General features: G+C 59.6%; 28 protein-coding genes and 1 tRNA gene. 6 read left to right on the plus strand and 23 right to left on the minus strand.

Features of this window, described 5'->3' with window-relative positions; all coding sequences use genetic code 11:
• Positions 1–91: 91 nt before the first annotated feature.
• The 14 genes from sctL to C5F71_RS17440 all read right to left on the minus strand — a co-directional run bounded on the left by sctL (position 92) and on the right by C5F71_RS17440 (position 11,161).
• The gene (gene sctL / locus C5F71_RS17380; RefSeq protein ID WP_104911607.1) at positions 92–682 is read right to left on the minus strand and encodes a type III secretion system stator protein SctL; all 591 of its coding nucleotides are present in this window, start codon (positions 680–682) and stop codon (positions 92–94) included.
• 5 nt (positions 683–687) lie between these two features.
• Positions 688–1,245 (minus strand): type III secretion protein, encoded by a 558-nt coding sequence (locus C5F71_RS17385; RefSeq protein WP_104911608.1) that lies wholly within the window; start codon positions 1,243–1,245, stop codon positions 688–690.
• Entirely contained in the window at positions 1,238–2,029 is a 792-nt protein-coding gene (gene sctJ, locus C5F71_RS17390; protein WP_029295697.1) for a type III secretion system inner membrane ring lipoprotein SctJ, read from the minus strand. The genes C5F71_RS17385 and sctJ overlap by 8 nt, the downstream gene beginning before the upstream one ends.
• A 6-nt stretch (positions 2,030–2,035) precedes the next feature.
• Positions 2,036–2,239 (minus strand): type III secretion system rspB, encoded by a 204-nt coding sequence (locus C5F71_RS17395; RefSeq protein ID WP_224791186.1) that lies wholly within the window; start codon positions 2,237–2,239, stop codon positions 2,036–2,038.
• A gap of 284 nt (positions 2,240–2,523) precedes the next feature.
• Positions 2,524–2,724 carry a hypothetical protein gene (locus C5F71_RS28930; RefSeq protein WP_133715585.1) on the minus strand — a complete coding sequence of 67 codons (201 nt, stop codon included), beginning with the start codon at positions 2,722–2,724 and terminating at the stop codon, positions 2,524–2,526.
• 191 nt (positions 2,725–2,915) lie between these two features.
• A complete protein-coding gene (locus C5F71_RS17400) occupies positions 2,916–3,839 on the minus strand; it encodes a sigma-54-dependent Fis family transcriptional regulator (RefSeq protein WP_029295693.1) in 924 nt (307 codons plus the stop codon).
• Between the two features lie 407 nt (positions 3,840–4,246).
• Entirely contained in the window at positions 4,247–5,347 is a 1,101-nt protein-coding gene (gene ychF / locus C5F71_RS17405) for a redox-regulated ATPase YchF (RefSeq protein WP_029295691.1), read from the minus strand.
• Positions 5,348–5,369: 22 nt separating this feature from the next.
• Positions 5,370–5,954, minus strand: a complete 585-nt coding sequence (pth, locus tag C5F71_RS17410) for an aminoacyl-tRNA hydrolase (RefSeq protein WP_003208389.1) — start codon at positions 5,952–5,954, stop codon at positions 5,370–5,372.
• Between the two features lie 168 nt (positions 5,955–6,122).
• Positions 6,123–6,728, minus strand: a complete 606-nt coding sequence (locus C5F71_RS17415) for a 50S ribosomal protein L25/general stress protein Ctc (RefSeq protein ID WP_029295688.1) — start codon at positions 6,726–6,728, stop codon at positions 6,123–6,125.
• A 138-nt stretch (positions 6,729–6,866) separates the two neighbouring features.
• Complete coding sequence (locus tag C5F71_RS17420; protein ID WP_003171603.1) at positions 6,867–7,808, minus strand: ribose-phosphate pyrophosphokinase; 942 nt, start codon at positions 7,806–7,808, stop codon at positions 6,867–6,869.
• Between the two features lie 45 nt (positions 7,809–7,853).
• Positions 7,854–7,928 (minus strand) — tRNA-Gln (locus tag C5F71_RS17425).
• A 36-nt stretch (positions 7,929–7,964) separates the two neighbouring features.
• Positions 7,965–8,813: a 4-(cytidine 5'-diphospho)-2-C-methyl-D-erythritol kinase gene (gene ispE, locus C5F71_RS17430; protein ID WP_029295665.1), complete on the minus strand. Its 849-nt coding sequence runs from the start codon at positions 8,811–8,813 to the stop codon at positions 7,965–7,967.
• A 1-nt stretch (position 8,814) separates the two neighbouring features.
• On the minus strand, positions 8,815–9,432 hold the full coding sequence (gene lolB, locus C5F71_RS17435) for a lipoprotein insertase outer membrane protein LolB (protein WP_070996768.1): 618 nt from the start codon (positions 9,430–9,432) through the stop codon (positions 8,815–8,817).
• Between the two features lie 4 nt (positions 9,433–9,436).
• Positions 9,437–11,161: a tetratricopeptide repeat protein gene (locus C5F71_RS17440; protein ID WP_104911609.1), complete on the minus strand. Its 1,725-nt coding sequence runs from the start codon at positions 11,159–11,161 to the stop codon at positions 9,437–9,439.
• A 303-nt stretch (positions 11,162–11,464) separates the two neighbouring features.
• Between C5F71_RS17440 and hemA the strand changes: the two genes are divergently transcribed.
• From hemA to C5F71_RS17470, 6 genes are all read left to right on the plus strand, one after another.
• On the plus strand, positions 11,465–12,754 hold the full coding sequence (gene hemA / locus C5F71_RS17445) for a glutamyl-tRNA reductase (RefSeq protein ID WP_029295660.1): 1,290 nt from the start codon (positions 11,465–11,467) through the stop codon (positions 12,752–12,754).
• A complete protein-coding gene (gene prfA, locus C5F71_RS17450; RefSeq protein WP_029295658.1) occupies positions 12,751–13,833 on the plus strand; it encodes a peptide chain release factor 1 in 1,083 nt (360 codons plus the stop codon). The genes hemA and prfA overlap by 4 nt, the downstream gene beginning before the upstream one ends.
• Positions 13,834–14,664, plus strand: a complete 831-nt coding sequence (gene prmC, locus C5F71_RS17455; protein ID WP_104911610.1) for a peptide chain release factor N(5)-glutamine methyltransferase — start codon at positions 13,834–13,836, stop codon at positions 14,662–14,664. It begins immediately after the preceding gene.
• Entirely contained in the window at positions 14,658–15,413 is a 756-nt protein-coding gene (locus C5F71_RS17460) for a molybdopterin-synthase adenylyltransferase MoeB (RefSeq protein WP_092233535.1), read from the plus strand. Before prmC ends, C5F71_RS17460 begins: the two co-directional genes overlap by 7 nt.
• Positions 15,406–16,200 (plus strand): glutamate racemase, encoded by a 795-nt coding sequence (gene murI, locus C5F71_RS17465; protein WP_029295652.1) that lies wholly within the window; start codon positions 15,406–15,408, stop codon positions 16,198–16,200. Before C5F71_RS17460 ends, murI begins: the two co-directional genes overlap by 8 nt.
• Before the next feature lie 113 nt (positions 16,201–16,313).
• A complete protein-coding gene (locus tag C5F71_RS17470) occupies positions 16,314–16,832 on the plus strand; it encodes an acyloxyacyl hydrolase (RefSeq protein WP_104911611.1) in 519 nt (172 codons plus the stop codon).
• 168 nt (positions 16,833–17,000) lie between these two features.
• Here the strand turns inward: C5F71_RS17470 and C5F71_RS17475 are convergent, their stop codons facing one another.
• From C5F71_RS17475 to C5F71_RS17515, 9 genes are read right to left on the minus strand one after another with little or no spacing between them, the layout of a single operon-like run.
• Positions 17,001–17,306: a YkgJ family cysteine cluster protein gene (locus tag C5F71_RS17475; RefSeq protein ID WP_029295648.1), complete on the minus strand. Its 306-nt coding sequence runs from the start codon at positions 17,304–17,306 to the stop codon at positions 17,001–17,003.
• 54 nt (positions 17,307–17,360) lie between these two features.
• Positions 17,361–17,840, minus strand: coding sequence for a DUF2878 domain-containing protein (locus tag C5F71_RS17480; protein ID WP_104911612.1), 480 nt, complete (start codon positions 17,838–17,840; stop codon positions 17,361–17,363).
• The gene (locus C5F71_RS17485) at positions 17,833–19,104 is read right to left on the minus strand and encodes a cyclopropane-fatty-acyl-phospholipid synthase family protein (protein WP_092233548.1); all 1,272 of its coding nucleotides are present in this window, start codon (positions 19,102–19,104) and stop codon (positions 17,833–17,835) included. The genes C5F71_RS17480 and C5F71_RS17485 overlap by 8 nt, the downstream gene beginning before the upstream one ends.
• Positions 19,091–19,894 (minus strand): DUF1365 domain-containing protein, encoded by an 804-nt coding sequence (locus C5F71_RS17490; RefSeq protein WP_070996784.1) that lies wholly within the window; start codon positions 19,892–19,894, stop codon positions 19,091–19,093. Before C5F71_RS17490 ends, C5F71_RS17485 begins: the two co-directional genes overlap by 14 nt.
• Positions 19,891–21,138, minus strand: coding sequence for an NAD(P)/FAD-dependent oxidoreductase (locus C5F71_RS17495; protein ID WP_029295640.1), 1,248 nt, complete (start codon positions 21,136–21,138; stop codon positions 19,891–19,893). The genes C5F71_RS17490 and C5F71_RS17495 overlap by 4 nt, the downstream gene beginning before the upstream one ends.
• Positions 21,135–21,917: an SDR family oxidoreductase gene (locus C5F71_RS17500; RefSeq protein WP_029295635.1), complete on the minus strand. Its 783-nt coding sequence runs from the start codon at positions 21,915–21,917 to the stop codon at positions 21,135–21,137. Before C5F71_RS17500 ends, C5F71_RS17495 begins: the two co-directional genes overlap by 4 nt.
• The gene (locus C5F71_RS17505; RefSeq protein ID WP_104911613.1) at positions 21,914–22,336 is read right to left on the minus strand and encodes a nuclear transport factor 2 family protein; all 423 of its coding nucleotides are present in this window, start codon (positions 22,334–22,336) and stop codon (positions 21,914–21,916) included. The genes C5F71_RS17500 and C5F71_RS17505 overlap by 4 nt, the downstream gene beginning before the upstream one ends.
• Positions 22,329–23,774: a deoxyribodipyrimidine photo-lyase gene (gene phrB / locus C5F71_RS17510; RefSeq protein WP_104911614.1), complete on the minus strand. Its 1,446-nt coding sequence runs from the start codon at positions 23,772–23,774 to the stop codon at positions 22,329–22,331. Before phrB ends, C5F71_RS17505 begins: the two co-directional genes overlap by 8 nt.
• Positions 23,775–24,710 carry a MerR family transcriptional regulator gene (locus C5F71_RS17515; RefSeq protein ID WP_104911615.1) on the minus strand — a complete coding sequence of 312 codons (936 nt, stop codon included), beginning with the start codon at positions 24,708–24,710 and terminating at the stop codon, positions 23,775–23,777.
• Positions 24,711–24,713 lie beyond the last annotated feature (3 nt).

Below are 24,713 nucleotides of genomic sequence, written 5' to 3' on the forward strand. Positions count from 1 at the left end.
TGCTCCTTTTTTGTGTTTCCTCTCTGTGGTTTTGTATGTCGAATTGGTTCCATGTGTAGCCGTTTATTTGGCGCGTGTGCGTGGTGGAAAATCAGGCATCCAACCGCTTGCTGCCTGGCTCTAGAAAGGTGTCACGCATGGCGGCCCAATCAATGCAAAAGTCGCCCTCTTCGGTTTGTAACAGCAACGTCTGGGGTTTGACGGTATCGTCGGCGCGTAGCGCCCAGAGCGTGGTGTTGTGGTCGGCGAGAGCCTGGCGTGCGGCCTCCAGCTCCTGGGGATGGCATAGCAATGCCGCCTTGACCATCGGCATCTGGCTGGCCATCAATTGTCTGACCAACGCGGCCATGCGTTGTGGCAGGGGCGTATCTTCCAGCAGCAGACGAATCGCCTGGTTGGCGATTGAAGAGGCATATCGTTCAAGGTTGTCGTACATCGCCTGGCGTTCGCCTTCCCAGCGTTTGAACTGCGCGTCGGCACGCCGCCAGATTTCAAGGCCGGCCTGCTCCAGCAGCTTTTCCCGCTGCTTTTCTGCCCGCTTCAGCAATTGCCTGGCCTGGGCCTTGGCCTGCTCCAGTGTGTTGTGGGCATGGGCGTAATTGGCCAGGGTTTCGCGGGGGATCAGGGTTTCGGCAAAGGCGGTGGAGCCTTTGGGTAAGTCGATTTTATGTCGGCAAAACATCGTGTTCAGTCTCCATGGTCCTTGGCGCCAGGTGCTTGAGCGTCGCTGTGGATTGTCGCAATACGCCAGACCACGGCATGCCAAAGGGTATCGAGGCGGCTGTAGGAGTCCCCAAGCGAAAGGGCTTTTTTTTCCAGCTCCAGAACGCGCTGGCGAGGGAATCTCAACCTGATGCGTTGCCAGGTGGCGGGGCTGACCCAGGTGCGTAGCAGCTGCAAGGGGTCCTCATCGGGCTGCAGCATATATGGGGGCAATGCCTTGGACAGTCTGTTGCACCACTGGTGGAGGTTTTCATTCAACGCGCTTGCGTAGGCCGGGCGACACGCGCTGTCAATCAACGCCAGCACCAGGTCCAGTTGCTCCGGCGAGGCGAGCGCCAGTTGCAGCAATGTGGGCTGAGGCGTGGGCGGCAGGCAGGGCGTGATCCCATAGAGTCTGGCTACCCACAGGTGTCGACTGTGACCAAGCGCAGTCAGTGCCGCGTGCTCATCAACCGTTCTCCAGCCTTCGCGTGAATGCAGCCAGGGGGTTGCCCACCACTGGACCCATGCCAGGTTACTCATCGTGCGAGGATGGCCCGGCCGTTTGGGCGTGCGGCAGCGCTCGCTGGCCCCTGATCCGCCAGAATGTCACGGCGATAATGAGCACCACTAAAACGATCATGGTGAAGGTGACGCTGGCCCGCCAAAAGCCAATGTCATCGCCCGGCACCAGGAACGGACCGAAATAGGCCAGGCGTTGCTGCTCCAGATAAGCCGTTGCGGGAACGAATACCACCGTCAGTTTTTGCGGATTTTCGACGGCGTTGGTCATGCCAGGAATACTGCTGGAGACCATCCGGCGCACACGGGCCTGGATGTTGTCGGGGTCAAGCCTGGGATCGTGCTTGATGAACACGGACGCGGAGGCCGGCTGTACCGGTTCGCCCGGTGCAACACGCTCGGGCAACACTACGTGTACGCGGGCGACAATCACGCCGTCGATGTTCGATAACGTGGTTTCCAGTTCCTGGGACAAGGCATAGATATAGCGCGCGCGCTCCTCGAGCGGAGTTGAGATAACCCCTTCCTTGCGAAAGGTGTCGCCCAGGGTAGCGCGGGCGGTCTTGGGCAATCCAACGGCTTCCAGGGTGCGTACGGCCCGCCCGATATCGGAGGCGTTGACCACGACGACCACGCCGTCTTTGGCGGGGACTTTGGTGGCGCGTATATGCTTGTCTGCCAACTCCGCGATGACTTCATTGGCTTCCTGCTCGGAGAGTTGGCGGTGAAGTTCGACGCGGTCACTGCAGGCATTGAGCATGAATGACAACACTAGCGTTAACGTAATAAACCGTAGGCGAGTCATTTTTATCTACTGAAGGTTGCAGATTTTATCGATGCCTTGCGCGGTTTTGCCGACACTTTTTACGAGCATTTGCGTCAGCAATAACGTATCGGACAGTTGCTCAGGATACTTTCGCGCTTCATCAAACTTATTCTCGCTGCTCAAGGCTCGCAGACTTTTGGTCATGCGCTGGGTAACGGAAGTCAGCCGCTCGGATGCTTCGGACAGCATGCTCTGTGGCGTCGTGTAATTGCTCCTTGGGCTGGGCTGGGCTGACGAGTCCATGATTGAGGCGAAATAATTGACATCGGTGTGGGAGATCGAGGACTCCTGTGCGCTGGAGGACCCATTGAGATCCTCATGTTCAGCAGAGCGTACTCTTCCTATAAACATATGGCGCCTATTACGTAAGTATCGCGGGGAGGGTTTGTTATTGATGAGGCCATTCGTTGTTAGATTGGCGAAGTGACCTTCCCGCCACCCAGTGGCAGGAAGGTCAGAGAGGGCCAGGCTGATTACAAACGGAGTGCGTCAGACGCGGTTTTGATGCCTGCGGTATTTTGGTTTACCGCAGTTTTCCATGCGTTTTTCACACCGTCAGCCCTCTTTTTCGCTTCTGCGGCTTCAAGGCCTGCGTCTGCCTGCTCTGCACTCATACCACCAGCGCCGCTACCGTAAGGGTTGGAGCCGGAAGAGCCAACTGAACCAATACTCATATTGTTTACTCCGTATTTAACGTTGATTTCATTGGACGCTAGCGATGCTGAGAGAAGCATTTATCACATGCAGTTTCGCCGTTCCATAATTTATGTGGCGCAGGAAATGTATGCGTTCCAATTGTGTCTGCAGGGTATGTTTCAAAAAATGTAATTTTTCAGTTCGTTGCCAGATCTTTATAGTGCGCAAGTTATGTCAGTGATATTTCCAGTTGCTTCATTCGGTAATAGAGGGTGCGCTTGGGCACGCCTAACTCGATGGCGACGCCATCAACATTATGGGCATGCCGGTTCAGCGACTCTTCAATCAGAACTTTCTCGATTTGCTGTAAACGTTCCTTGAGCGGCATCTCCCAGTCCTGGCGTTCTTTTACCGCAGCACAGAGGGGAGGGAGCCCCAGGACGAAACGCTTGGCTGTCGAGCGCAGTTCGCGCACATTCCCTGACCAGGGATGGCAAAGCAATTGTGAAAGCAGAGCGTTGGGAGGCGAGGGTGCTGGGCACTTGAAGTACTCAGCCTCCTGCCGGATCATTTTCACGAACAGCGGGATGATGCGCTCTGGTTGCTGCCTGAGTGGCGCCAGGTTGATGTTGACCACATTCAGGCGAAAGTACAGGTCGCGCCTGAAGGCCCCTTGAGCGACCATCTCATGCAAGGACTGCTGGGCAGAGGCAATGACGCGCATGTCTACGGGGATAAACCGGGTCGAGCCCAAGCGTTCGACGCCACGGGACTCCAATACCCGCAGCAACTTGGCTTGCAGGGGAAGCGGCATGCTGTCTATTTCGTCCAGGTACAACGTGCCCAGGTGCGCAGCTTCGACAGAACCTGCACGCGATTGCATGGCCCCGGTGTAGGCGCCGCTGTTGACTCCAAAGAGCTGGCTTTCGGCAAGGCTCTCCGGTATCGCCGCACAGTTGACCGCGACGAAGTTCCCCCGTCGTCCTGACAGGCAATGAATACGTTGCGCTAAAGTGTCCTTGCCGGTGCCTGTTTCCCCAAGCAGCAGAATGTCGATGTTGAGCGCGGCAGTGTTATTGATGGTTGTTTCTATGTCTGGGCAATCATTGAACGGGGTGTCTGTTTCAACTTCACTTTGATAGGAGGCCGACATGTTGCTATTGCTCCAATTCCATTAGAGTTGTCGCGTCACTATTGTCTGATTTTTCTAGTGATAGGGATCAGTAGACCGGAAAATGCCCATGATGTCATTGCGAAAGGATGTTGGGATTGTTCACTGTTTCGCCGGCGTTGTTAAAGAACTTGAATTGGAAAAATATTCAAGTTTTTGTAGGAGTGGTATTTGCTGTAGCGCGTAGGAGCAATCCTAAATATTTTATGATTGTTATTTAATTGGCGGGCTGTGCGCTTGAAGTGTCAGTTTTCTGCTCTGCCTGTTCATGTTATTAAAATACATAACAGTGTCTTAATATTTCCCCCGCTGGAAAGTCCCTGTTGTAAATGAAGCGCCCACAAAAAAGCCGATGCAGGGCATCGGCTTTTTTGTGGGCGGCAGGAGCGTTACACGTTGAATCGGAAGTGCATTACATCGCCATCTTTGACGATGTATTCCTTGCCTTCCAGGCGCCATTTACCGGCTTCCTTGGCCCCGGCTTCACCCTTGAACTGGATGAAGTCGTTGTAGGCGATCACTTCGGCGCGGATAAAGCCTTTTTCGAAGTCGGTGTGGATCACGCCGGCAGCCTGTGGCGCGGTGGCGCCGACCTTGACGGTCCAGGCGCGGACTTCTTCGACACCAGCGGTGAAGTAGGTCTGCAGGTGCAGCATTTCGTAGCCTGCACGGATCACACGGTTCAGGCCGGGCTCTTCCAGGCCCAGGGCCTCGAGGAACATGTCTTTTTCTTCGCCGTCTTCCAGTTCGGCGATTTCCGCTTCGATCTTGTTGCACACCGGAACAACCATTGCGCCTTCTTCTTCGGCAATGGCCAGGACCACGTCGAGCAGCGGGTTGTTCTCGAAGCCGTCTTCAGCCACGTTGGCGATGTACATCACAGGCTTGGTGGTCAGCAGGTGGAAGCCCTTGATCACGGCCTTTTCGTCGACGCTCATGTTCTTCATCAGGCTGCGTGCAGGCTTGCCCAGGGTGAAGTGAGCAATCAGTTGCTCGAGCAGGGCCTTCTGCACCACGGCGTCCTTGTCACCGCCTTTGGCATTGCGCGTAACCTTTTGCAGTTGCTTCTCGCAGCTGTCGAGGTCGGCGAAGATCAGTTCCAGGTCGATGATCTCGATGTCGCGTTTCGGGTCGACGCTGTTGGAGACGTGAATCACGTTCTCGTCTTCAAAGCAGCGGACCACGTGAGCGATGGCATCGGTCTCACGGATGTTGGCCAGGAACTTGTTGCCCAAGCCTTCACCTTTCGACGCACCGGCTACCAGGCCTGCGATGTCTACGAACTCCATGGTGGTCGGCAGGATGCGCTTGGGATTGACGATGGCGGCCAGGGCCTCCAGGCGCGGATCGGGCATCGGCACGATACCGGTGTTGGGTTCGATGGTGCAGAAGGGGAAGTTCTCCGCCGCAATACCGGACTTGGTCAGGGCGTTGAACAGGGTGGACTTGCCGACGTTAGGTAGGCCGACGATGCCGCAATTGAATCCCATGGTGTTTCCCCTCGGAAAAAAGTCAGGCCTTCTGGCTGTGCAGGTTTTTCATCGCGCGGTTCCATTCACCGGCGAAGATATCCGGCAGCACGCCGAGGGCAAAATCGATGCTGGCATCGAGTTTTTCCTGTTCGGCGCGTGGCGCACGACCCAGGACGAAATTTGAAACCATACTGGCAACGCCTGGGTGGCCAATGCCGAGCCGCAGACGGTAAAAGGTATTCTGATTGCCCAACTGCGCAATGATGTCGCGCAGGCCATTATGACCGCCATGGCCGCCGCCTTGCTTGAGCTTGGCAACGCCGGGTGGCAGGTCCAGTTCGTCATGGGCCACCAGGATTTCTTCGGGTTTGATCCGGAAGAACCCCGCAAGCGCCGCGACAGCCTGGCCGCTGCGGTTCATGTAGGTGGTGGGAATCAGCAGACGAACATCCTGACCCTGATGCGAGAAGCGTCCGGTCAGGCCAAAATATTTGCGATCGGCCACAAGATTGACGCCTTGGGCGTGGGCGATGCGCTCAACAAAAAGGGCCCCCGCGTTATGCCGGGTCTGTTCGTATTCGGCGCCTGGATTTCCCAGGCCAACGATCAGTTTGATGGCAGTCACGACAGGGGCCCTTCCTTTGGAGTTGTGGATAACATCGCCGCAACCTCGTTGCGGCGAAAGTGGACGACAGGAGCTCACTTATCCAGAGATAAACTTCGCGTTATCGCCCGCTTTCTCGCTACGTTTCGGTCCGCGATGTTTCCTCAAGCTCCGACGCTGCAGAGAGTATTACTCGGCAGCGGTTTCGCCAGCTTCATCTTCTGCTACAACACGTGGCGCGTGGACGTTGGCAACAGCCTTGTCGTCGTTGTGAGCCAGTGCAACGAACTCAACGCCTTTAGGGGCCTTGAGGTCGGACAGGTGAATGATGGTGCCGATTTCAGCAGCCGACAGGTCGACTTCGATGAACTCAGGCAGATCTTTCGGCAGGCAGCTTACTTCCAGCTCGGTAGTGGTGTGGGAAACAACGCCACCTTTCTTGACCGGAGCTTCTTCACCGACAAAGTGCACAGGCACGATAGCGGTCAGTTTCTGACCAGCAACAACGCGTACGAAGTCAGCGTGCAGTACGTGACCTTTGGCCGGGTGGCGTTGCAGAGCCTTGATGATAACGTTCTGCTTTTTGCCGCCAACGTTCAGTTCGATAACGTGGCTGTAGGCAGCATCGTTTTCGAGCAGTTTGGCAACTTCTTTAGCCAGCATGCTGATGGATTCAGGGGCTTTTTCGCCACCGTAAACTACAGCTGGAACCAGGCTTGCGAGACGACGCAGGCGGCGGCTCGCACCTTTCCCCAGGTCGGAACGCAGTTCAGCATTCAAAGTAAAATCGTTCATGTTGTATCTCCAAAATAACCACATTCGCCCCAGCGTTTGCGACCAGCGCTAAAGGCGATATGGGCAAAAAAGCCCCGCCCCAGCATGGTGCTGGGGCGGGGCGCTTTTCGTCAGGTTGATGCCACCAAGGTTTGACCCTTAGCGGAACATCGCACTGATCGATTCTTCATTGCTGATGCGGCGAACCGCCTCAGCAACAACCGGTGCGATATCCAGTTGACGGATACGCGCACAGGCTTGAGCAGCGGCGGACAACGGGATGGTGTTGGTCACCACCAGTTCGTCCAGCACGGAATTCTCGATGTTCTCGATCGCTCGGCCAGACAGCACAGGGTGTGTGCAGTAGGCGAAGACTTTAGCCGCACCGTGCTCTTTCAAGGCTTTAGCCGCGTGGCACAGGGTGCCGGCGGTATCGACCATGTCATCGACCAGAATACAGGTACGCCCTTCGACATCACCGATGATATGCATCACTTCAGAGTGATTGGCTTTCTCACGGCGTTTGTCGATGATCCCGAGGTCCACGCCCAGGGATTTGGCAACAGCCCGTGCACGCACGACGCCACCAATGTCCGGGGACACGATCATCAGGTTTTCAAAGCGCTGGTCTTCGATGTCATCCACCAGAACGGGGGAGCCGTAGATGTTATCTACCGGAATATCGAAGAACCCCTGGATTTGGTCAGCGTGCAGGTCAACCGTGAGAACACGATCGATACCTACCACGGTCAGCATGTCAGCGACGACTTTCGCGCTGATAGCCACACGTGCGGAACGCGGACGGCGATCCTGACGGGCATAACCAAAGTAAGGGATTACAGCTGTGATTCGAGTCGCTGAGGAGCGGCGGAAGGCATCAGCCATCACGACGAGTTCCATCAGGTTATCGTTGGTCGGAGCGCAAGTCGGCTGAATAATGAAAACATCTTTACCGCGGACATTTTCATTGATCTCGGCTGTAATCTCGCCGTCGGAAAATTTACCGACTGAGATGTCACCGAGAGGGATATGCAGCTGACGTACAACACGCCGAGCCAGATCGGGGTTAGCATTCCCCGTAAAGACCATCATCTTGGACACGCGCAGTACCTAGAGGCTGAGGGTAACCTGGATGAGTATAGAAAATGGCAGGGGCGGCTGGATTCGAACCAACGCATGGCAGGATCAAAACCTGCTGCCTTACCGCTTGGCGACGCCCCTGTATCTGTTGCAACGAGTACCCAGTACTCGGTTCCTTTAGAGCAGACTTTGCAGCTTGCGATGCAACATCGAAACGTTGCTTCCCTTTGCTACAAACCCTGTAAGGGTCTCTGTAAGAAGGGCCGAGACTTTATCAGCTTCAGCTTTGTTTGGGAAGCCCCCAAACACACAACTTCCAGTTCCGGTGAGTTTTGCTTCGGTAAATTTACCTAACAAATTCAATGCGTTACGTACATCTGGATAACGCCTTGCTACCACCGGTAAGCAGTCATTTCGACTGTTTCCCTTGGGAACGGGGCGCACTTTAATGGGAGAAGAGTTACGTGTCAACAACGGATCTGAAAAAATTTCTGCTGTACTTACAGATACTTGCGGAACAAGCACGACATACCACGGCTCTTCGGGGTCTACGGGGGTGAGTTTTTCCCCCACACCCTCAGCAAATGCGGCGTGCCCACGCACAAAAACCGGGACGTCGGCGCCCAGTGTCAGGCCCAGTGCGGCCAGGCGATCTTCATCCCAGCCCAGTTGCCACAAGTGATTAAGACCGAGCAGGGTGGTTGCGGCATTCGAGCTGCCACCGCCGATGCCGCCGCCCATTGGCAGGATTTTATCGATCCAGATATCAATACCCAGCGAACAGCCGGATTGTTCCTGGAGCTTTTTTGCCGCCTTCACGATCAGATTGCTGTCATGGGGCACATTGGCAAATTCGGTGTGCAGTTGAATCACCCCATCGTCGCGTACGGCGAAGGTCATCTCATCGCCGTAGTCGAGAAATTGAAACAGCGTCTGCAACTCGTGATAGCCGTCTTCACGACGACCGAGGATGTGCAGCATCAAATTGAGCTTGGCCGGGGAGGGCAGGGTCAGGCGTTCGGTCATGTCACTGCCCCAGCTTGCGCGGTTGCCAGTCCTTGATCACCAGCGTGACGTCAAGGTTGCTGCCGTGCAGCTTGATGCGCTCGGGCAGCCAATAGCCGCTTTGCTCCACATAACTGAGGTACTCAACCTGCCAGCCATCCTGTTCCAGGGTGGCCAGGCGGCTATCGCCATTGAGGCTCAAGCGGCTCTTGCTGTCAGGCGCGGGCAGGCCGCGAACCCACCAGACCAGGTGCGAGACCGGCAGCTTCCAGCCGACCTGCTCTTCAAGCAACGCCTCCGGTGATGGCGCTTCATAGCGGCCCTGGTTGGCCACTTCGAGGCTCACTTGCCCCGGTCGCCCGGTCAGGCGTGCAGCGCCACGGCCCAGGGGGCCAGAGAGGCGGATGTCGTAATAATCCTGGCGTTGCAGCCAGAACAAGGTGCCGCTGCCCGAATCCTTCGGTGCACGCACGCCGATCTTGCCTTCGATCTGCCAGCCATCAATGCTGCTGAGCTGATCCTTGTGCTGGCGCCACTGCGCCGGGTTGCCCTGGCCTTCGACGGATTCGCGGGCACCGAAGCCCGCACAACCGGCGAGCAGGGCGATAAAACTGAAAACGATGGCGTGGCGCAAAAACATAGAATTAAAGAGTCTCGGATCCGGTCAGGCGCTTGATGGTGCTGCGCAGGATAGGGCTGTCGGGTTGTTCCTTGAGGAACTTGGCCCAGATTTGTCGGGCTTCGCGTTGGTTGCCCTTGGCCCAGAGCACTTCGCCCAGGTGTGCGGCCACTTCCTGGTCGGGGAACCGCTCCAGGGCTTGGCGCAACAGGCGTTCGGCTTCGTCGAGGTTGCCCAGGCGGTAATTCACCCAGCCCAGGCTGTCCAGCACTGCCGGGTCTTCCGGGTTGAGCTGGTGCGCCTGTTCGATCAGGACCTTGGCCTCGGCATAGCGCGTTGTACGGTCTGACAAGGTGTAGCCCAGGGCGTTCAGTGCCATGGCATTGTCCGGATCGCGCTTGATGATCAGGCGCAGGTCCTTTTCCATCTGCGCCAGGTCATTGCGTTTCTCGGCCTGCATGGCGCGGGTGTACAGCAAGTTCAGGTCGTCGGGGTATTGCAGCAGGGCCTGGGCGAGGATTTTCCAGGCACGCTCCCCCTGATTGTTGGCCGACAAGGTCTCGGCCTGGATCAGATACAGCTGGATGGCATAGTCCGGCTCGGCATCGCGGGCAGCGGCCAGGCGTTTTTCGGCTTCGTCAGTGCGGCCGTTGTTCATCAGGATATCGGCCTGGCGCAGTTGCGCCGGCAGGTAGTCGTTGCCGGGGCCGACCTGGGCGTACTCGATCAGCGCGCCTTGCGGGTCATCCCGTTCCTCGGCGATGCGCCCCAGGTTCAGGTGGGCCGAGTCGACGTGGCTTTCCCGGGCGATCAGTTCTTCCAGGTAACCCTTGGCCTCTTCCCAGGCCTTGGCTTCCAGGCAGACCAGCGCCAGGGAGTAACGTAGTTCGTCATCATCCGGGTATTGCTGGACCAGGCTGGCGAACTCCACCTTGGCGTCTTCCATGCGGTCCTGTTCCACCAACATGCGCGCGTAAGTCAGGCGCAGGCGCTTGTCGTCCGGATACTTCTTGATGCTCTTTTGCAGCAGCGGCAAGGCTTCCTTGCCCCGGTTGAGGCTTTGCAGCAGGCGTGCGCGCAACAGCAGCGGGGCTATTTCACCTTCTTCCGGCGGGTTTTGCTCCAGCAACTTGAGGGCGGCTTGCGGTTCGTCATCCTGTTGCAACAACAGCGCCTTGCCAAATACCAACTGGCCGTTGCTCGGGTGCTTTTGCAGCAGGCGGTCGAAACTCTTCATCAGGCCATCGCGGGTGTCCTGGTCGGTATCGGCCGCGGAGAGGGCGAGGAAGTCAAAGTGGGTATCGCCCTTGCCCTGCAAGACTTTCTCCATGTAGACCATGGAGTCGTCGTAGCGCCCGGCCCGCGCCAGCTGGATCGCTGCGGCGCGCTGGGCCTCCAGGTCGTCCGGGGCGTTTTTCGCCCAGATCAACGCGGTATCCAGGGCTGCCTGGTCGGCGCCCAGGTATTCGGCGATGCGAAACGCTCGCTCGGAGATCCCCGGGTCCTGGGTGTTGATGGCCTGGGTCACGTAGTTATCCAGGGCAATGTCGAAACGATTGCGCTGGCCGGCGAGCTCCGCGCTCAGCAGGCTGAACACCGTTTCTTCGCTGAACGAGGAATAAACCTTGGGCTTTTCAGGGGCGGGGGTGCTGTCTTCCACCGGCGCAGGACTCTGCGACGATACGGGGGCCATGGACTGGCAGCCCCCGAGGAAGGCAAGGGCAAGGAGCAACGCGGAAGATCTATTCATATAGGAAGAGGACGACTAACCTGCGGTCGGATCATCATGACACAAGCCCTCGGCCAAACATAACCGGGGCACTCGTATTGCCTTAAATGCCTTCTATGTAGCAGCGAGCTTGCTCGCGAAAAACGCCAAGACGCCGCGTTTACCCAAGGTGCCAGCGTTTTCGTTGACGATTTTTGCGAGCAAGCTCGCTCCTGCAAAGGGTCTTTATAGACACAAGGCATTAGGACAATAGACGACGGTGGTTGTTCTGGATGAGTCGAAGTAGGACAATTGTCGGCTTCTCGACATCATCAGCGATATTGAATGGCCTTCCTTGCTCTGGGTATCAACCACAAGACTGCTTCTGTAGACGTCCGCGAGCGCGTGGCGTTTACCCCGGAGCAATTGGTTGAGGCTTTGCAGCAGCTGTGCCGGCTCACCGACAGCCGCGAAGCTGCGATCCTTTCCACCTGCAATCGCAGTGAGCTCTATATAGAGCAGGAACATCTTTCGGCGGATGTCGTGCTGCGCTGGCTGGCTGATTACCATCATTTGAGCCTGGATGACCTGCGCGCCAGTGCTTATGTGCATGAAGATGATGCGGCAGTTCGTCACATGATGCGTGTTGCATCCGGGCTTGATTCGCTGGTGCTGGGCGAACCGCAAATCCTCGGCCAGATGAAGTCGGCCTACGCCGTGGCCCGCGAAGCCGGGACCGTAGGGCCGTTGCTGGGGCGTTTGTTCCAGGCCACCTTCAATTCGGCCAAGCAGGTGCGCACCGATACGGCGATCGGTGAAAACCCGGTCTCCGTGGCTTTTGCTGCCGTCAGCCTGGCCAAGCAGATCTTCAGCGACCTGCAGCGCAGCCAGGCCCTGCTGATCGGCGCGGGCGAGACCATCACCCTGGTCGCCCGGCACCTGCATGACCTGGGCGTCAAGCGTATCGTGGTAGCCAACCGAACCCTGGAGCGCGCCAGCATCCTGGCCGAAGAGTTCGGTGCCCACGCGGTATTGCTGGCTGACATCCCGGCCGAGCTGGTGCGCAGCGATATCGTGATCAGCTCCACCGCCAGCCAGTTGCCGATCCTGGGCAAGGGGGCGGTGGAAAGCGCGTTGAAGCTGCGCAAGCACAAGCCGATTTTCATGGTGGATATCGCCGTTCCCCGTGATATCGAGCCAGAAGTCGGCGAGTTGGACGACGTTTACCTCTATAGCGTCGACGACCTGCATGAAGTGGTCGCCGAAAACCTCAAGAGCCGCCAGGGTGCTGCCCAGGCGGCCGAGGAAATGGTCGCGATCGGCGCCGATGACTTTATGGTGCGCCTGCGCGAGCTGGCTGCCGTGGATGTGCTCAAGGCCTATCGCCAACAGGGCGAGCGCTTGCGTGACGAGGAATTGCTCAAGGCCCAGCGTCTGCTGGCCAATGGCGGTAACGCTGAAGATATTTTGATGCAATTGGCCCGTGGCCTCACCAACAAGCTGTTGCATGCTCCCAGCGTACAGCTTAAAAAACTGACAGCCGAAGGCCGCCTCGATGCGCTGGCCATGGCCCAGGAACTCTTTGCCCTCGGTGAGGGCGCGTCAGACAGCTCTTCGGATAAAAAACTGCAATGAAAGCGTCACTGCTCAATAAACTGGACGTGCTCCAGGACCGTTTCGAAGAACTGACCGCCTTGCTTGGCGATGGCGAGGTTATTTCCGATCAAACCAAGTTCCGCGCCTATTCCAAGGAATACGCCGAAGTTGAGCCGATCGTGACCACCTACTCGCAACTGCTCAAAGTGCAGGCCGACCTCGAAGGCGCCCAGGCGCTGCTCAAGGACAGCGACCCGGACATGCGTGAAATGGCCGTGGAAGAAGTCCGCGAAGCCAAGGAAAAGCTCGTTGAGCTGGAAGGCGATCTGCAACGCATGCTGCTGCCCAAGGATCCTAACGATGGGCGCAACGTCTTCCTGGAAATCCGCGCCGGTACCGGCGGCGACGAGGCGGCGATCTTCTCCGGCGACCTGTTCCGCATGTATTCGCGCTATGCCGAGCGTCGCGGCTGGCGTGTCGAAATCCTCTCCGAGAACGAAGGGGAGCACGGCGGCTATAAGGAAATCATCGCCCGGGTCGAAGGCGAGAACGTCTACGGCAAGCTGAAGTTCGAATCCGGCGCCCACCGCGTACAGCGCGTTCCAGCCACCGAGTCCCAAGGCCGCATCCACACCTCGGCCTGCACCGTGGCGGTATTGCCCGAGCCGGACGAGCAGGAAACCATCGAAATCAATCCGGCAGATTTGCGTGTCGACACCTATCGTTCGTCCGGCGCCGGTGGCCAGCACGTCAACAAGACCGACTCGGCGATCCGCATCACTCACTTGCCGTCCGGCATTGTGGTGGAGTGCCAGGAAGAGCGGTCCCAGCACAAGAACCGTGCGCGGGCCATGTCCTGGCTGTCGGCCAAGCTCAACGACCAGCAGACCAGCGCCGCCGCCAACGCGATTGCCAGCGAGCGCAAGTTGCTGGTGGGCTCGGGTGACCGGTCCGAGCGCATTCGCACCTATAACTACGCCCAGGGCCGGGTCACCGACCATCGGGTCAACCTGACCCTGTATTCCCTGGACGAAATCCTTGCCGGTGGCGTGGACGCAGTGATCGAGCCGTTGCTTGCCGAATACCAGGCCGACCAACTGGCCGCGATAGGTGAATAAATGACCATTATTGCCAGCTTGTTGCGCGCCGCCGAGCTGCCCGACTCGCCGACTGCCCGTCTGGATGCGGAGTTGCTGCTGGCGGCTGCCCTGGGCAAGTCCCGCAGCTACCTGCACACCTGGCCAGAAAAAATCGTCAGCAGCGAAGACGCGCTACGTTTTGCCGGCTACCTGCAACGTCGTCGCAGCGGTGAGCCGGTGGCCTACATCCTCGGCCAGCAGGGCTTCTGGAAGCTCGACCTGGAAGTTGCGCCGCACACGTTGATCCCGCGCCCCGACACCGAACTGCTGGTGGAAGCGGCCCTGGAATTATTGCCCGCCAGCCCGGCCAACGTCCTCGACCTGGGCACCGGCAGCGGCGCCATCGCCCTGGCCCTGGCCAGCGAGCGCCCGGCCTGGCGCGTGACCGCGGTAGATCGCGTATTTGAGGCCGTGGCCCTGGCCGAGCGCAATCGCCAGCGCCTGCACCTGGATAACGTCACGGTGCTCAACAGCCACTGGTTCAGCGCCCTGAAAGATCACACCTATCACCTGATCATCAGCAATCCCCCCTATATTGCCGACAACGATCCGCACCTGGTGGCGGGCGATGTGCGCTTCGAACCCGCCAGCGCACTGGTCGCAGGTCACGATGGCCTGGACGACCTGCGCCTGATCATCGCCCAGGCGCCGCTGCACCTGGAGGCCGATGGCTGGTTGCTGCTGGAGCATGGTTACGACCAGGCGCCGGCCGTGCGTGACCTGTTGCTGGCGCAAGGTTTTGCCGAGGTCCACAGCCGTATCGACCTCGGCGGGCATGAGCGCATCAGCCTGGGACGCCGGCCGTGCTGACCGATCAGGAGCTGTTGCGCTATAGCCGACAGATTCTGTTGCAACAGGTCGATATCGAAGGCCAGTTGCGCCTGAAAAACAGCCGTGTATTGATCGTCGGCCTGGGTGGCCTCGGTGCTCCGGTGGCCCTGTACCTGGCAGCCGCCGGTGTGGGTGAGCTGCATCTGGCGGACTTTGATACCGTCGACCTGACCAACCTGCAACGCCAGATCATCCACGACACCGACAGCGTCGGCCTGAGCAAGGTCGATTCGGCTATCCGCCGCTTGAGCGCGATCAACCCCGAGATCCGGCTGGTTGCCCACCGCGCTGCGCTGGACGTTGATTCGTTGGCCGCTGCTGTAGCCGGCGTGGACCTGGTGCTCGATTGCTGCGACAACTTCGCGACCCGCGAAGCGGTGAACGCGGCGTGTGTCGAAGCTGGCAAGCCTTTGGTCAGCGGTGCGGCGATTCGCCTGGAAGGCCAACTCTCGGTGTTCGATCCGCGGCGCCCGGAAAGCCCGTGCTACCACTGTTTATATGGGCACGGCAGCGACACCGAGCTGACCTGCAGCGAAGCCGGCGTCGCCGGTCCGTTGGTAGGCCTGGTCGGCAGCCTGCAAGCCTTGGAAGCCCTGAAGCTGCTGGCCGGTTTTGGCGAACCCCTGGTCGGCCGCCTGCTGCTGATCGACGCCCTGGGCACACGTTTTCGCGAGCTGCGGGTCAAGCGTGATCCCGCTTGCAGCGTCTGCGGTCGCCAGCATGGTTAAGGATGCACCGATTGGTGTATTCGACTCCGGGGTCGGCGGCCTGTCGGTGCTCGACGAAATTCATCGTTTGTTGCCCCATGAGTCGCTGCTGTACGTGGCGGATTGCGGGCATATCCCCTACGGCGAGAAAACCCCTGCATTCATTCGCGAACGTTCGCGGGTGGTTGCAGAGTTTTTCCGCGGGCAGGGTGCCAAGGCCTTTGTGATTGCCTGCAACACGGCAACTGTGGCGGCGGTCGCGGATTTGCGCAGTGATTATCCGGATTGGCCGCTGGTGGGCATGGAGCCGGCGGTCAAACCTGCGGCTGCCGCGACGCGCAGTGGTGTGGTCGGGGTACTTGCCACCACGGGCACCTTGCAAAGCGCCAAGTTCGCCGCGCTGCTGGATCGCTTCGCCACCGATGTGCGGGTGGTGACGCAACCTTGCCCGGGGCTGGTAGAGCTGATCGAAGCCGGCGACCTCAACAGCCCGGCGCTACGCCAGATGCTGCAAGGGTATGTCGCGCCGCTGATCGAGGCCGGGTGCGACACCATTATTCTGGGCTGCACTCACTATCCTTTCCTCAAGCCATTGCTGGCGACGCTGCTGCCACCGTCAATCATCCTGATCGACACCGGCGCGGCAGTGGCGCGTCAGTTGCAGCGCCTGCTGGGCGAACGCCAACTGCTGGCCGAGGGCAATCCTCGGGCGGCGCAATTCTGGACCAGCGGTGATCCGCAACATCTCAGAAATATCCTACCCACACTATGGAAATTCAGCGGCGTTGTGCGAAGCTTCGCCCTGTGAAAAATTCGTGAAATAGCGGGTTTTTCAGCTGAACTTCTGCGTTGTCCGTGATTTCTATAGCTCTTGATGAGCAATACAAAACCATACAACTTCGTTTGGAAAGGATGTTTCTTATGAAGCGCTTGTTCTGTTTGGCCGCGATTGCGGCCGTTTTGGTAGGGCACTCTGTTTCTTCCCAGGCTGCCGGCCTGGAATTTGGGGTGGGGCATACAAGCGATTCGACCATGACCTATCGCCTGGGCCTGCAATCGGACTGGGACAAGAGCTGGTTTCAGAGCGATGTCGGGCGCCTGACCGGCTACTGGAGCGGCGCCTATACCTTCTGGGATGGTGACGAACGCGCCAGTGTCAGCAGCTTGTCGTTTTCCCCGGTGTTTGTGTATGAGTTCGCCGGCGAGTCGGTGAAACCCTACATCGAAGCGGGGATCGGCGTGGCGCTGTTCTCACGCACAAAGGTGGAAGACAACAACATTGGCGGGGCTTTCCAGTTCGAAGATCGGCTGGGCTTTGGCTTGCGCTTCGCTGGCGGGCATCAGGTGGGGATCCGTGCCACGCACTATTCCAACGCGGGCATCAGCAGCCACAACGATGGTATCGAGAGCTATTCGTTGAACTACACCATGCCGCTCTGATACTCCCCAAGCACAGCCCGACCGATGTAGGAGCGGGCTTGTGTGGGAGCCGGGCTTGCCCGCGATGCAGACGACTCGGTGCTTCAGGCAAACCGCAGTGATGCTATCGCAGGCAAGCCAGCTCCCACACAAGCCAGCTCCCACATTTGACCACCACCGTTTTCAGAATCAGCGGTAGACCGTTGCAATCCCCTGGCGCTCTTCAAGGCACTCCGGCGCGCCCATCTCGAACTCCCGGCAAATCAGCGGTCGTTTTTCATAGATCGTGCACATCATCGTGTCGCGATCCAGCGCGGCGCACCAGCCGTCGTCCAGGCGCAGCATGACTTCGCCGCCCCAATCGTCCGTGTCGATATAGCGATCAGGCACGCCGGTGTCGGTGATCAGCATGACTTCCAATTGACAGCAGCAGGCTGCGCACGTGGAACAGGTGACGGCGGGTTCGGTGATTTGGGTGTGGGGGATGTTGGTCATAGACGCGCAGTGTAAGGCAAGCCGGTCGAATGCGTGTGAAAGCTCTGACGGACGTCAGCGCGCGAGCCGGTGCAGGCCGGGAAATACCACGGCCCAAAGCAGCGCGATTGCCACCAGGGTCGGGGCTGTGGCAAATCCGAAGCTCACGCCTGCCAACTGGCTGCCGGCGTAGTACGACAGCGGCCCGCCCACGCCCCCCAGCAGGCTTGCGCGCCACCAGGGCCGGGCGCTCCAGGCCAGGCAATGGCGCAAGGTGGTCGCCAGCAACGCCCACAGCAACATCAACCACCCAGGAATCAACGGGCCGGGTTCACTGAACTCGAACACGCCTAACGTGCGCAATAGCGTGTCGAGCAGGGTACCGAGCACGGTCACGCTCAAGATCAACCGCCCCTCAGCGGCCCATGAAGTTATCCACAGCAGGTGAATTGCCAGCACGACCAGCCCGAGCAATAACCACAGGCTTTCGCCCCCCATCACACAGGCAAACCAGCCGCACTGGAACAGCGCGGCATTGGCCAGGTTTTTAAGCATTGAAACGCCCGAGCAGCGGTTGTGTCACCGCGCTGGGCTTGGCCAGCAGCAATTGCGCAGTGCCGATGGTGCGCTCCATAAAGCCGCCTTCGCAGTAGCACAGGTAGAACTCCCACAACCGCAGGAAGTATTCGTCGTAGCCCAATTCCGTGAGCCGGCCATGGGCGCGGCGAAAGTTCTCATGCCACAAGCGCAGGGTTCGCGCGTAATGCAGGCCGAAGTCTTCCATGTGCAGCAGGTTCATATCGGTGTCGCGGCTGACGATCTGCAACATCTTCTGTACACAGGGCAGGGCGCCGCCGGGGAAGATGTAGCGCTGGATAAAGTCGACGCTGCTTTTGGCCTGTTCGTAGCGTTGTTCGCGAATGGTGATGGCCTGCAGCAACATCAGCCCGTCGCTCTTGAGCAAGTGTGCGCATTGCTTGAAGTAGGTGGGCAAGAAACGATGGCCAACCGCTTCGATCATTTCAATGGACACCAGCTTGTCGTACTGCCCGCTCAGGTCGCGGTAGTCCTGCAGCAGCAGCGTCACCTGATTCTGCAAACCCAAGGCCTGGATGCGCTGTTCGGTGTAGGCAAATTGCTCTTTGGACAAGGTAGTCGTGGTAACCCGGCAGCCGTATTGCTGGGCTGCGTAGAGGGCCATGCTGCCCCAGCCAGTACCGATTTCCAGCAAGTGGTCCGAGGGCTTGAGTGCCAGTTTCTGGCAGATGCGCTCCAGCTTGTTCAGTTGTGCCTGCTCCAGCGTATCGTCGGCGCTAAGGAACTGCGCCGCCGAATACATCATGGTCGGGTCGAGAAACTCCTGGAACAGGTCGTTACCCAGGTCGTAGTGGGCGGCGATGTTTTTTTGCGAGCCCTTGCGGGTATTGCGGTTGAGCCAGTGCAAGCCTTGGGTGAAGGGGCGGGCCAGCTTGGCCAGGCCACCCTCGAGGGCGTCCAGTACATCAAGGTTGCTGACCATCACGCGCACCACGGCAGTCAGGTCCGGGCTGCTCCAGAAACCATGAATGAACGCCTCGCCCGCGCCGATGGAACCGTTGGCAGCCACCAGGCCCCACACGGCCGGGTCGAGGATCTGGATCTCACCCAACAAATGCGCTTCCCGTGCCCCGAACACCTGGCGTTCACCGTCCTCGATCACCACCAGTTGGCCATGGCGCAGCTTGCCGAGTTGGCGTAGCACGGCTTTGCGCAACAGCGCGCCGGTCAGGCCGTTGATGTTCAGGCGCTGGGATTTGATCGATAAGCTAGGGGATTTCATGGTGGCGATCCTTGGGATACCCAATTGCACAGGCGTCATCGGCCGCCTGATGGGGGAAAATCGGTGTGCGTTTAAGGAGCAGGCGCAGGGCTTGCCAGTAGATAGCCAGGCAGGTCTTGGCGGTCATCCACGGAAAGCGCCGCAAGTAGCGATGCAGGCTGGCGCGGTCGAGGGCTTCGCGTTGCAGGCTCAAGGTGGCGTCGAACACCTTGCTCTCGCCTTGCCAGTCGGCCATATGCACCCCCAGGCGTTGGCCGGGCGGGCTGAAGCTCATGCGGTATTGCAGATCCCGGGGCAGGAAGGGCGATACATGAAATGCCTTGGCCACCGCGAAATGCTGATGCTCGCCGCCCGCCAGGGCCCGGGCGGGCAGCACATAGTGATAGCGCTCGCGCCACGGGGTGTTGGTCACTTCACAGACAATCGCCGCCAGTTGCCCGTCGCCCTCGAAGCAGTAGAAGAAACTCACCGGGTTAAATGCCAGGCCCCAACTGCGGGCCTGGGTCAGCAGGCAGATATTGCCTTGGGGTGTATGCCCAAGGGTCGTGCCGACCAGTTGGCGCACGGCGTCGCTCAAGCAGGTGCCATCGCGGGTCAACTCACGCAGGTAATCCTGCTGGCGAAACGCAAAGGGCGCGAAGCGGCCACTGCCGGCCAACGGTGACAGCCCCAGCACCTGCTCCTGTTCGCTGAGGTCCAGGTACAGCAGGCCGATGCGATAGCGAAAGGCATGCCCCTTGGGGGTAAATCGCCGATGGGCAATCCAGCCGCTGTAGAGGGCGCTGTTCACAGGGTTTCCCCAAACGCCTGGGCCACGCGCAGGGCGCTGACCACGCCGTCTTCATGAAAGCCGCTGGCCCAGTAGGCCCCGCAATAATAGGTGTGCTGGGCGCCATGCAGTTCTTCCCAGCGTGCCTGTGCCGCCACCGCCGCCAGGCTGTATTGCGGATGGGCATAGGTGTAGCGGGCAAGGATTTTCAGCGGGTTGATAATCGCTGTCTGGTTGAGGCTCACACAAAAGGTGGTGTCGCTGTCGATCCCTTGCAGGATGTTCATGGCGTAGGTGACGGCTGCCGGCTTGTGCGTGCTGGCGTCCAGCCGATAGTTCCAACTGGCCCAGGCCAGGCGGCGGTCGGGCAGCAAGCGCGTATCGGTGTGCAGGACCACGTCATTGTCGGCGTAGGTTATCGCCCCCAGGATCTGCTGTTCGGCCAGGCTGGGATCGTCCAGCAAAGCCAGGGCCTGGTCGCTGTGGCAGGCGAAGATCACTTTGTCGAAGATTTCGCGGCCGTCGGCACTGTAGATCACTGCGCCTTCTGGCGTGCGCTCGACTTTCTGTACCGGGCAGTTGAGGCGGATGTGTTGGCGAAACGAGTGGGTCAGTGGCTCGATATAGCGGCTGGACCCGCCTTCGATCACGCACCATTGCGGCCTATTATTCACCGACAGCAAGCCGTGGTTCTTGAAGAACCGCACGAAGAACTGCAGCGGGAAGGCCAGCATGTCCGCCAGGGACATCGACCAGATCGCCGCGCCCATGGGCACGATGTAGTGGCGGATAAACCGCGGGCCATAATTGCCCGCCTGCAAGTATTCACCCAGGGTCATCTGCGCGCTGATGCGTTGTTCCTGCAAATCCAGGGGCGCCTGGCGATTGAAACGCAGAATGTCGCGCAACATGCCCCAGAAACCCGGAGACAGGATATTGCTGCGCTGGGCGAACAGGCTGTTGAGGTTATTGCCGTTGTACTCGACGTTTTCCTCCGGGGCGCAGACCGAGAAGCTCATTTGGGTCGGCTTGAACGGAACGCCAATTTGCTGCAGCAGGCGGATGAAGTTGGGGTAGGTCCAGTCGTTGAACACGATAAAGCCGGTGTCCAGCGCGTACTGTGCGCCGTCGACGGTCACGTCTACCGTGTGGGTATGGCCGCCAATCCGGTCGGCGGCTTCGAACAGCGTGATGTCATGGCGGCGGCTGAGCAGATAGGCGCTGGTCAGCCCGGAAATTCCGCTGCCGATAATCGCGACTTTCACAGGTTGTCCTTGTGCGGCGGCGGGCTGCGCAGCATGCGTTTGCCGATGATCAGTTGCGCGCGGTTCGGCAGTTTCGACAGCGGCCACAGGGTGGCGATGAACAGGGCCGGGAAGGCGATCTCCAGTGGGCGTTTTTCAAGTTTGCCGAAGATATGCCGTGCGGCTTTGTCGGCCGGCCAGCTCAGAGGCATAGGGAAATCGTTGCGTTCGGTCAGTGGGGTATCGACGAAACCGGGGCTCACTACCGTGACGTCGATGCCTTCGGGCGACAGGTCGATGCGCAGGGATTCGAACAAGTAGCGCAGGCCGGCCTTGGACGCGCCATAGGCTTCTGCGCGGGGCATCGGCAGGTAGGTGACGGCACTGGCGACCCCCACCAAATGCGGGGTTTGCCCGGCACGCAGCAGCGGCAGCGCGGCTTCGATGCAATAACTGCTGGCCAGCAGGTTGGTGCGCACCACGTGTTCGATAATCGAGGCATCGAACTGCTTGGCATCCACATATTCGCAGGTGCCGGCATTGAGGATCACGGTGTCCAGGGCGCCCCAGGTTTGCGCGATCTGTTCGCCGATTTCCCGTACCACCTGGCTGTTGGTCAAGTCGCCGGCGACCACCAGCACTTGCCCGGGGTAGCGTTGGGCCAGTTGTTCCAGTGGCGCCTTGGAGCGCGCACTCAGCGCCACCTGCGCACCACTGCCGAGCAGCTCTTCGGCCAATGCGGCACCGATGCCACTGCTTGCCCCTGTCAGCCAATAACGCCGTGGCGATTTCAGGCTCATGCCATTCTCCCTTTCAACCAACGGACCAGCCGGCCAAGGACCGGTAGGTGTTCGTAAAGCAGCGCGCCAGCATCAAAGTAATCGCGGTGCCGGTAAACCTTGTCGTGCCATAGCAGATGGGAGCAGCCCTCGACCTCAATCTGTCGGCCACCCGCCAGGCGTGGGTGGCAGAAACTCATGGTCCAGCGCAGATAACCCTCGCCATCGGCCACGTGGTCGAAGGCGTGGAAGTCAAAACGCAGTTGCTCGACGTTGCTATAAAGCTCGGCGAAGTACGCTTGCAGCGCGCTGATACCGTGGACCTGATGCAGTGGGTCGGTAAACGATATGTCCTGGCTGTACAGGCTGTCGAGCAGGTGCAGGTTGTGCTTGTCCAGGCGGGCGAAGGACTGGGCGAACTGGCGCAGGAAGTCACTCATACACGCCTCCCACCGCCTGGCGTGAGGGCAGGGCACGAAAGGCCGCCAACGCGCGCTCACGGGAATGCTTGAGGTCGACGATGGGGCGCGGGTAGTCGGCCACGCCAAACAGCCCGCCAACGGCGTCGGGGTTGTGTACTTCCTTCTTGTTCAAGCCCGCCAGTTGCGGCAGCCATTGCTTGATAAAGCGCCCTTCGCCATCGAACTTTTCAGACTGGCTCAGCGGGCTGAAAATGCGGAAGTACGGTGCCGAATCAGTGCCGGTGGACGAACTCCACTGCCAGCCGCCGTTGTTGGCCGCCAGATCACCGTCGATCAAGTGCCGCATAAAAAAGCGCTCGCCTTCGCGCCAGTCGATCAGCAGGTTCTTGGTCAGGAACATCGCCACCACCATGCGCAGGCGGTTATGCATCCAGCCGGTTTCCAGCAGTTGGCGCATCGCGGCGTCGATGATCGGCAGGCCGGTGCGCGCCTCTTGCCAGGCTGCAAGGTCAGCGGGGGCATGGCGCCAGGCCACGGCTTCGGTTTCCGGGCGAAACGCACGGTGGCGCGACACCCGTGGGTAGCCCACCAGGATATGTTTGTAGAACTCGCGCCACAGCAACTCGTTGATCCAGGTGATGGCGCCGATATCGCCGCTTTCGAATTCACCCTGGTTGCTTTGCAGCGCCGCATGCAGGCACTGGCGCGGCGAAACCACGCCGGCTGCGAGGTACGCCGACAGTTGGCTGGTGCCGGGCTTGGCCGGGTAGTCACGCTCGTCCTTGTAGTAGCTGATCTGAGCGTCGGCAAACTGCTCAAGGCGTCGCTGTGCCTCGTCTTCACCGGCCGGCCAAAGTGCGCGCAGGGTGTCGCTGGGCGGGGCAAACCCCTTGACCTGCTCGGGAACCGCATCACTGGCCAATGGCAGCGCGGCCTGGGCCTCGGGGGTTGGCACTCGACGTGGCAGGGCGCTGTGCAGGCGGTTGTAGCAGACCTTGCGAAACTGGCTGAACACTTGGAAGTAGGTGCCCGTCTTGGTCAGCACGCTGCCGGGCTGGAACAGCAATTGGTCCAGATAGCGGTAAAAACCCAGGCCTTGGGCTTCCAGGGCCTGGGCCACGGCAGCGTCACGCCGGCTCTCGTGGATCCCGTACTCTTCGTTGACGTGCACGGTCTGGACCGACAACTCCTGGCACAACTGCAGCAATACCTGTGGGGCTTGGTCCCACGTGTCCGCGTGGCGGATCAGCAATGGGATGTTCAGCTCACCCAGGGCCTGGCCCAGGCACTTGAGGTTGCGCAGCCAGAAGTCGACTTTGCACGGTGCGTCGTCATGGGCCAGCCATTGCCCAGGCGTGATCAAGTACACCGCCGCCGTCGGGCCTCGCTCGCAGGCGGCCGCAAGGGCGGTGTTGTCATGCAGGCGCAGATCGCTGCGCAGCCAGATCAGGTGCATTTAAAGAAGCCCACGCTGGATCAGGAGTTGATGAGCCGACAACGGGTCTTCGGCCAGCAACAACTGAGGAATGTCTTGGGTTAATACCGCCAACTCGGCCTGGTGGATGCACACCGTTGGTCCGGCGATAAGGGTTGGGCAACTGGTGCCGCTCAAGAGTTTCGGCAGGGCCGCCAGATGGATGGCCTTGCTTGAGTACAGCAGCACGGCGCGCGGTTGCAAATGCTCAACGGCCAAGGCCAGTTCGCCGTTGGGCAACGGCCAGTCGAAGACCTCCACCGGGCAATCGGCGCTGCTGGCCAGCCAGGCGCTCAGCCACAGGTGTGGCTCCAGCGGCAGGTCGGAATGGTTGATCAACAGCAGCGGCGGGCCATTGAGCTGGCGATTGTTGTGATACATCCGCGCGCCAAATTTGCTGCGCAGCCAGGAGTGGAAAAACACCCGCTCCATCTGTGCGCCGAACTGGCCCTGCCAGCGCTGTTCCAGTTCCTTGAGCAGCGGCAACAACAGCTGCTCGCACAGAGTGCGCGGTGGGTAGAGGGCCATGGCCTGGTTGAACACATCGTCCACGCGGCGTTCGGCCAGTTGAGCGATGGCCTGCACCAGCGTCTGGCGCAGGCTCTGCCATTCGTTTTCGATGCTGTCGTCCACCGGCTGGGCGTTGTCGATCAACTGCTTGACCTGGCTGACCGGCACGCCACGGTTGAGCCAGGTCAGGATGGTCTGGATGCGCTGCACATGTTCGGCGTTGAACAGCCGGTGGCCCTTGGGGGTGCGCTGGGGCACGATCAAGCCATAGCGCCGCTCCCACGCGCGCAAAGTCACCGCGTTGACCCCGGTCTGGCGCGCCACTTCGCGAATCGGCAGCCAGCCTTGTTCCAGGGCCTGGGCCACGTCTTCGACGGGTGGGGTTGGGTGTTGCAGGGAAACATTCATGGG

The organism is Pseudomonas sp. LG1D9 (assembly GCF_002949995.1).
GTDB lineage: Bacteria > Pseudomonadota > Gammaproteobacteria > Pseudomonadales > Pseudomonadaceae > Aquipseudomonas > Aquipseudomonas proteolytica.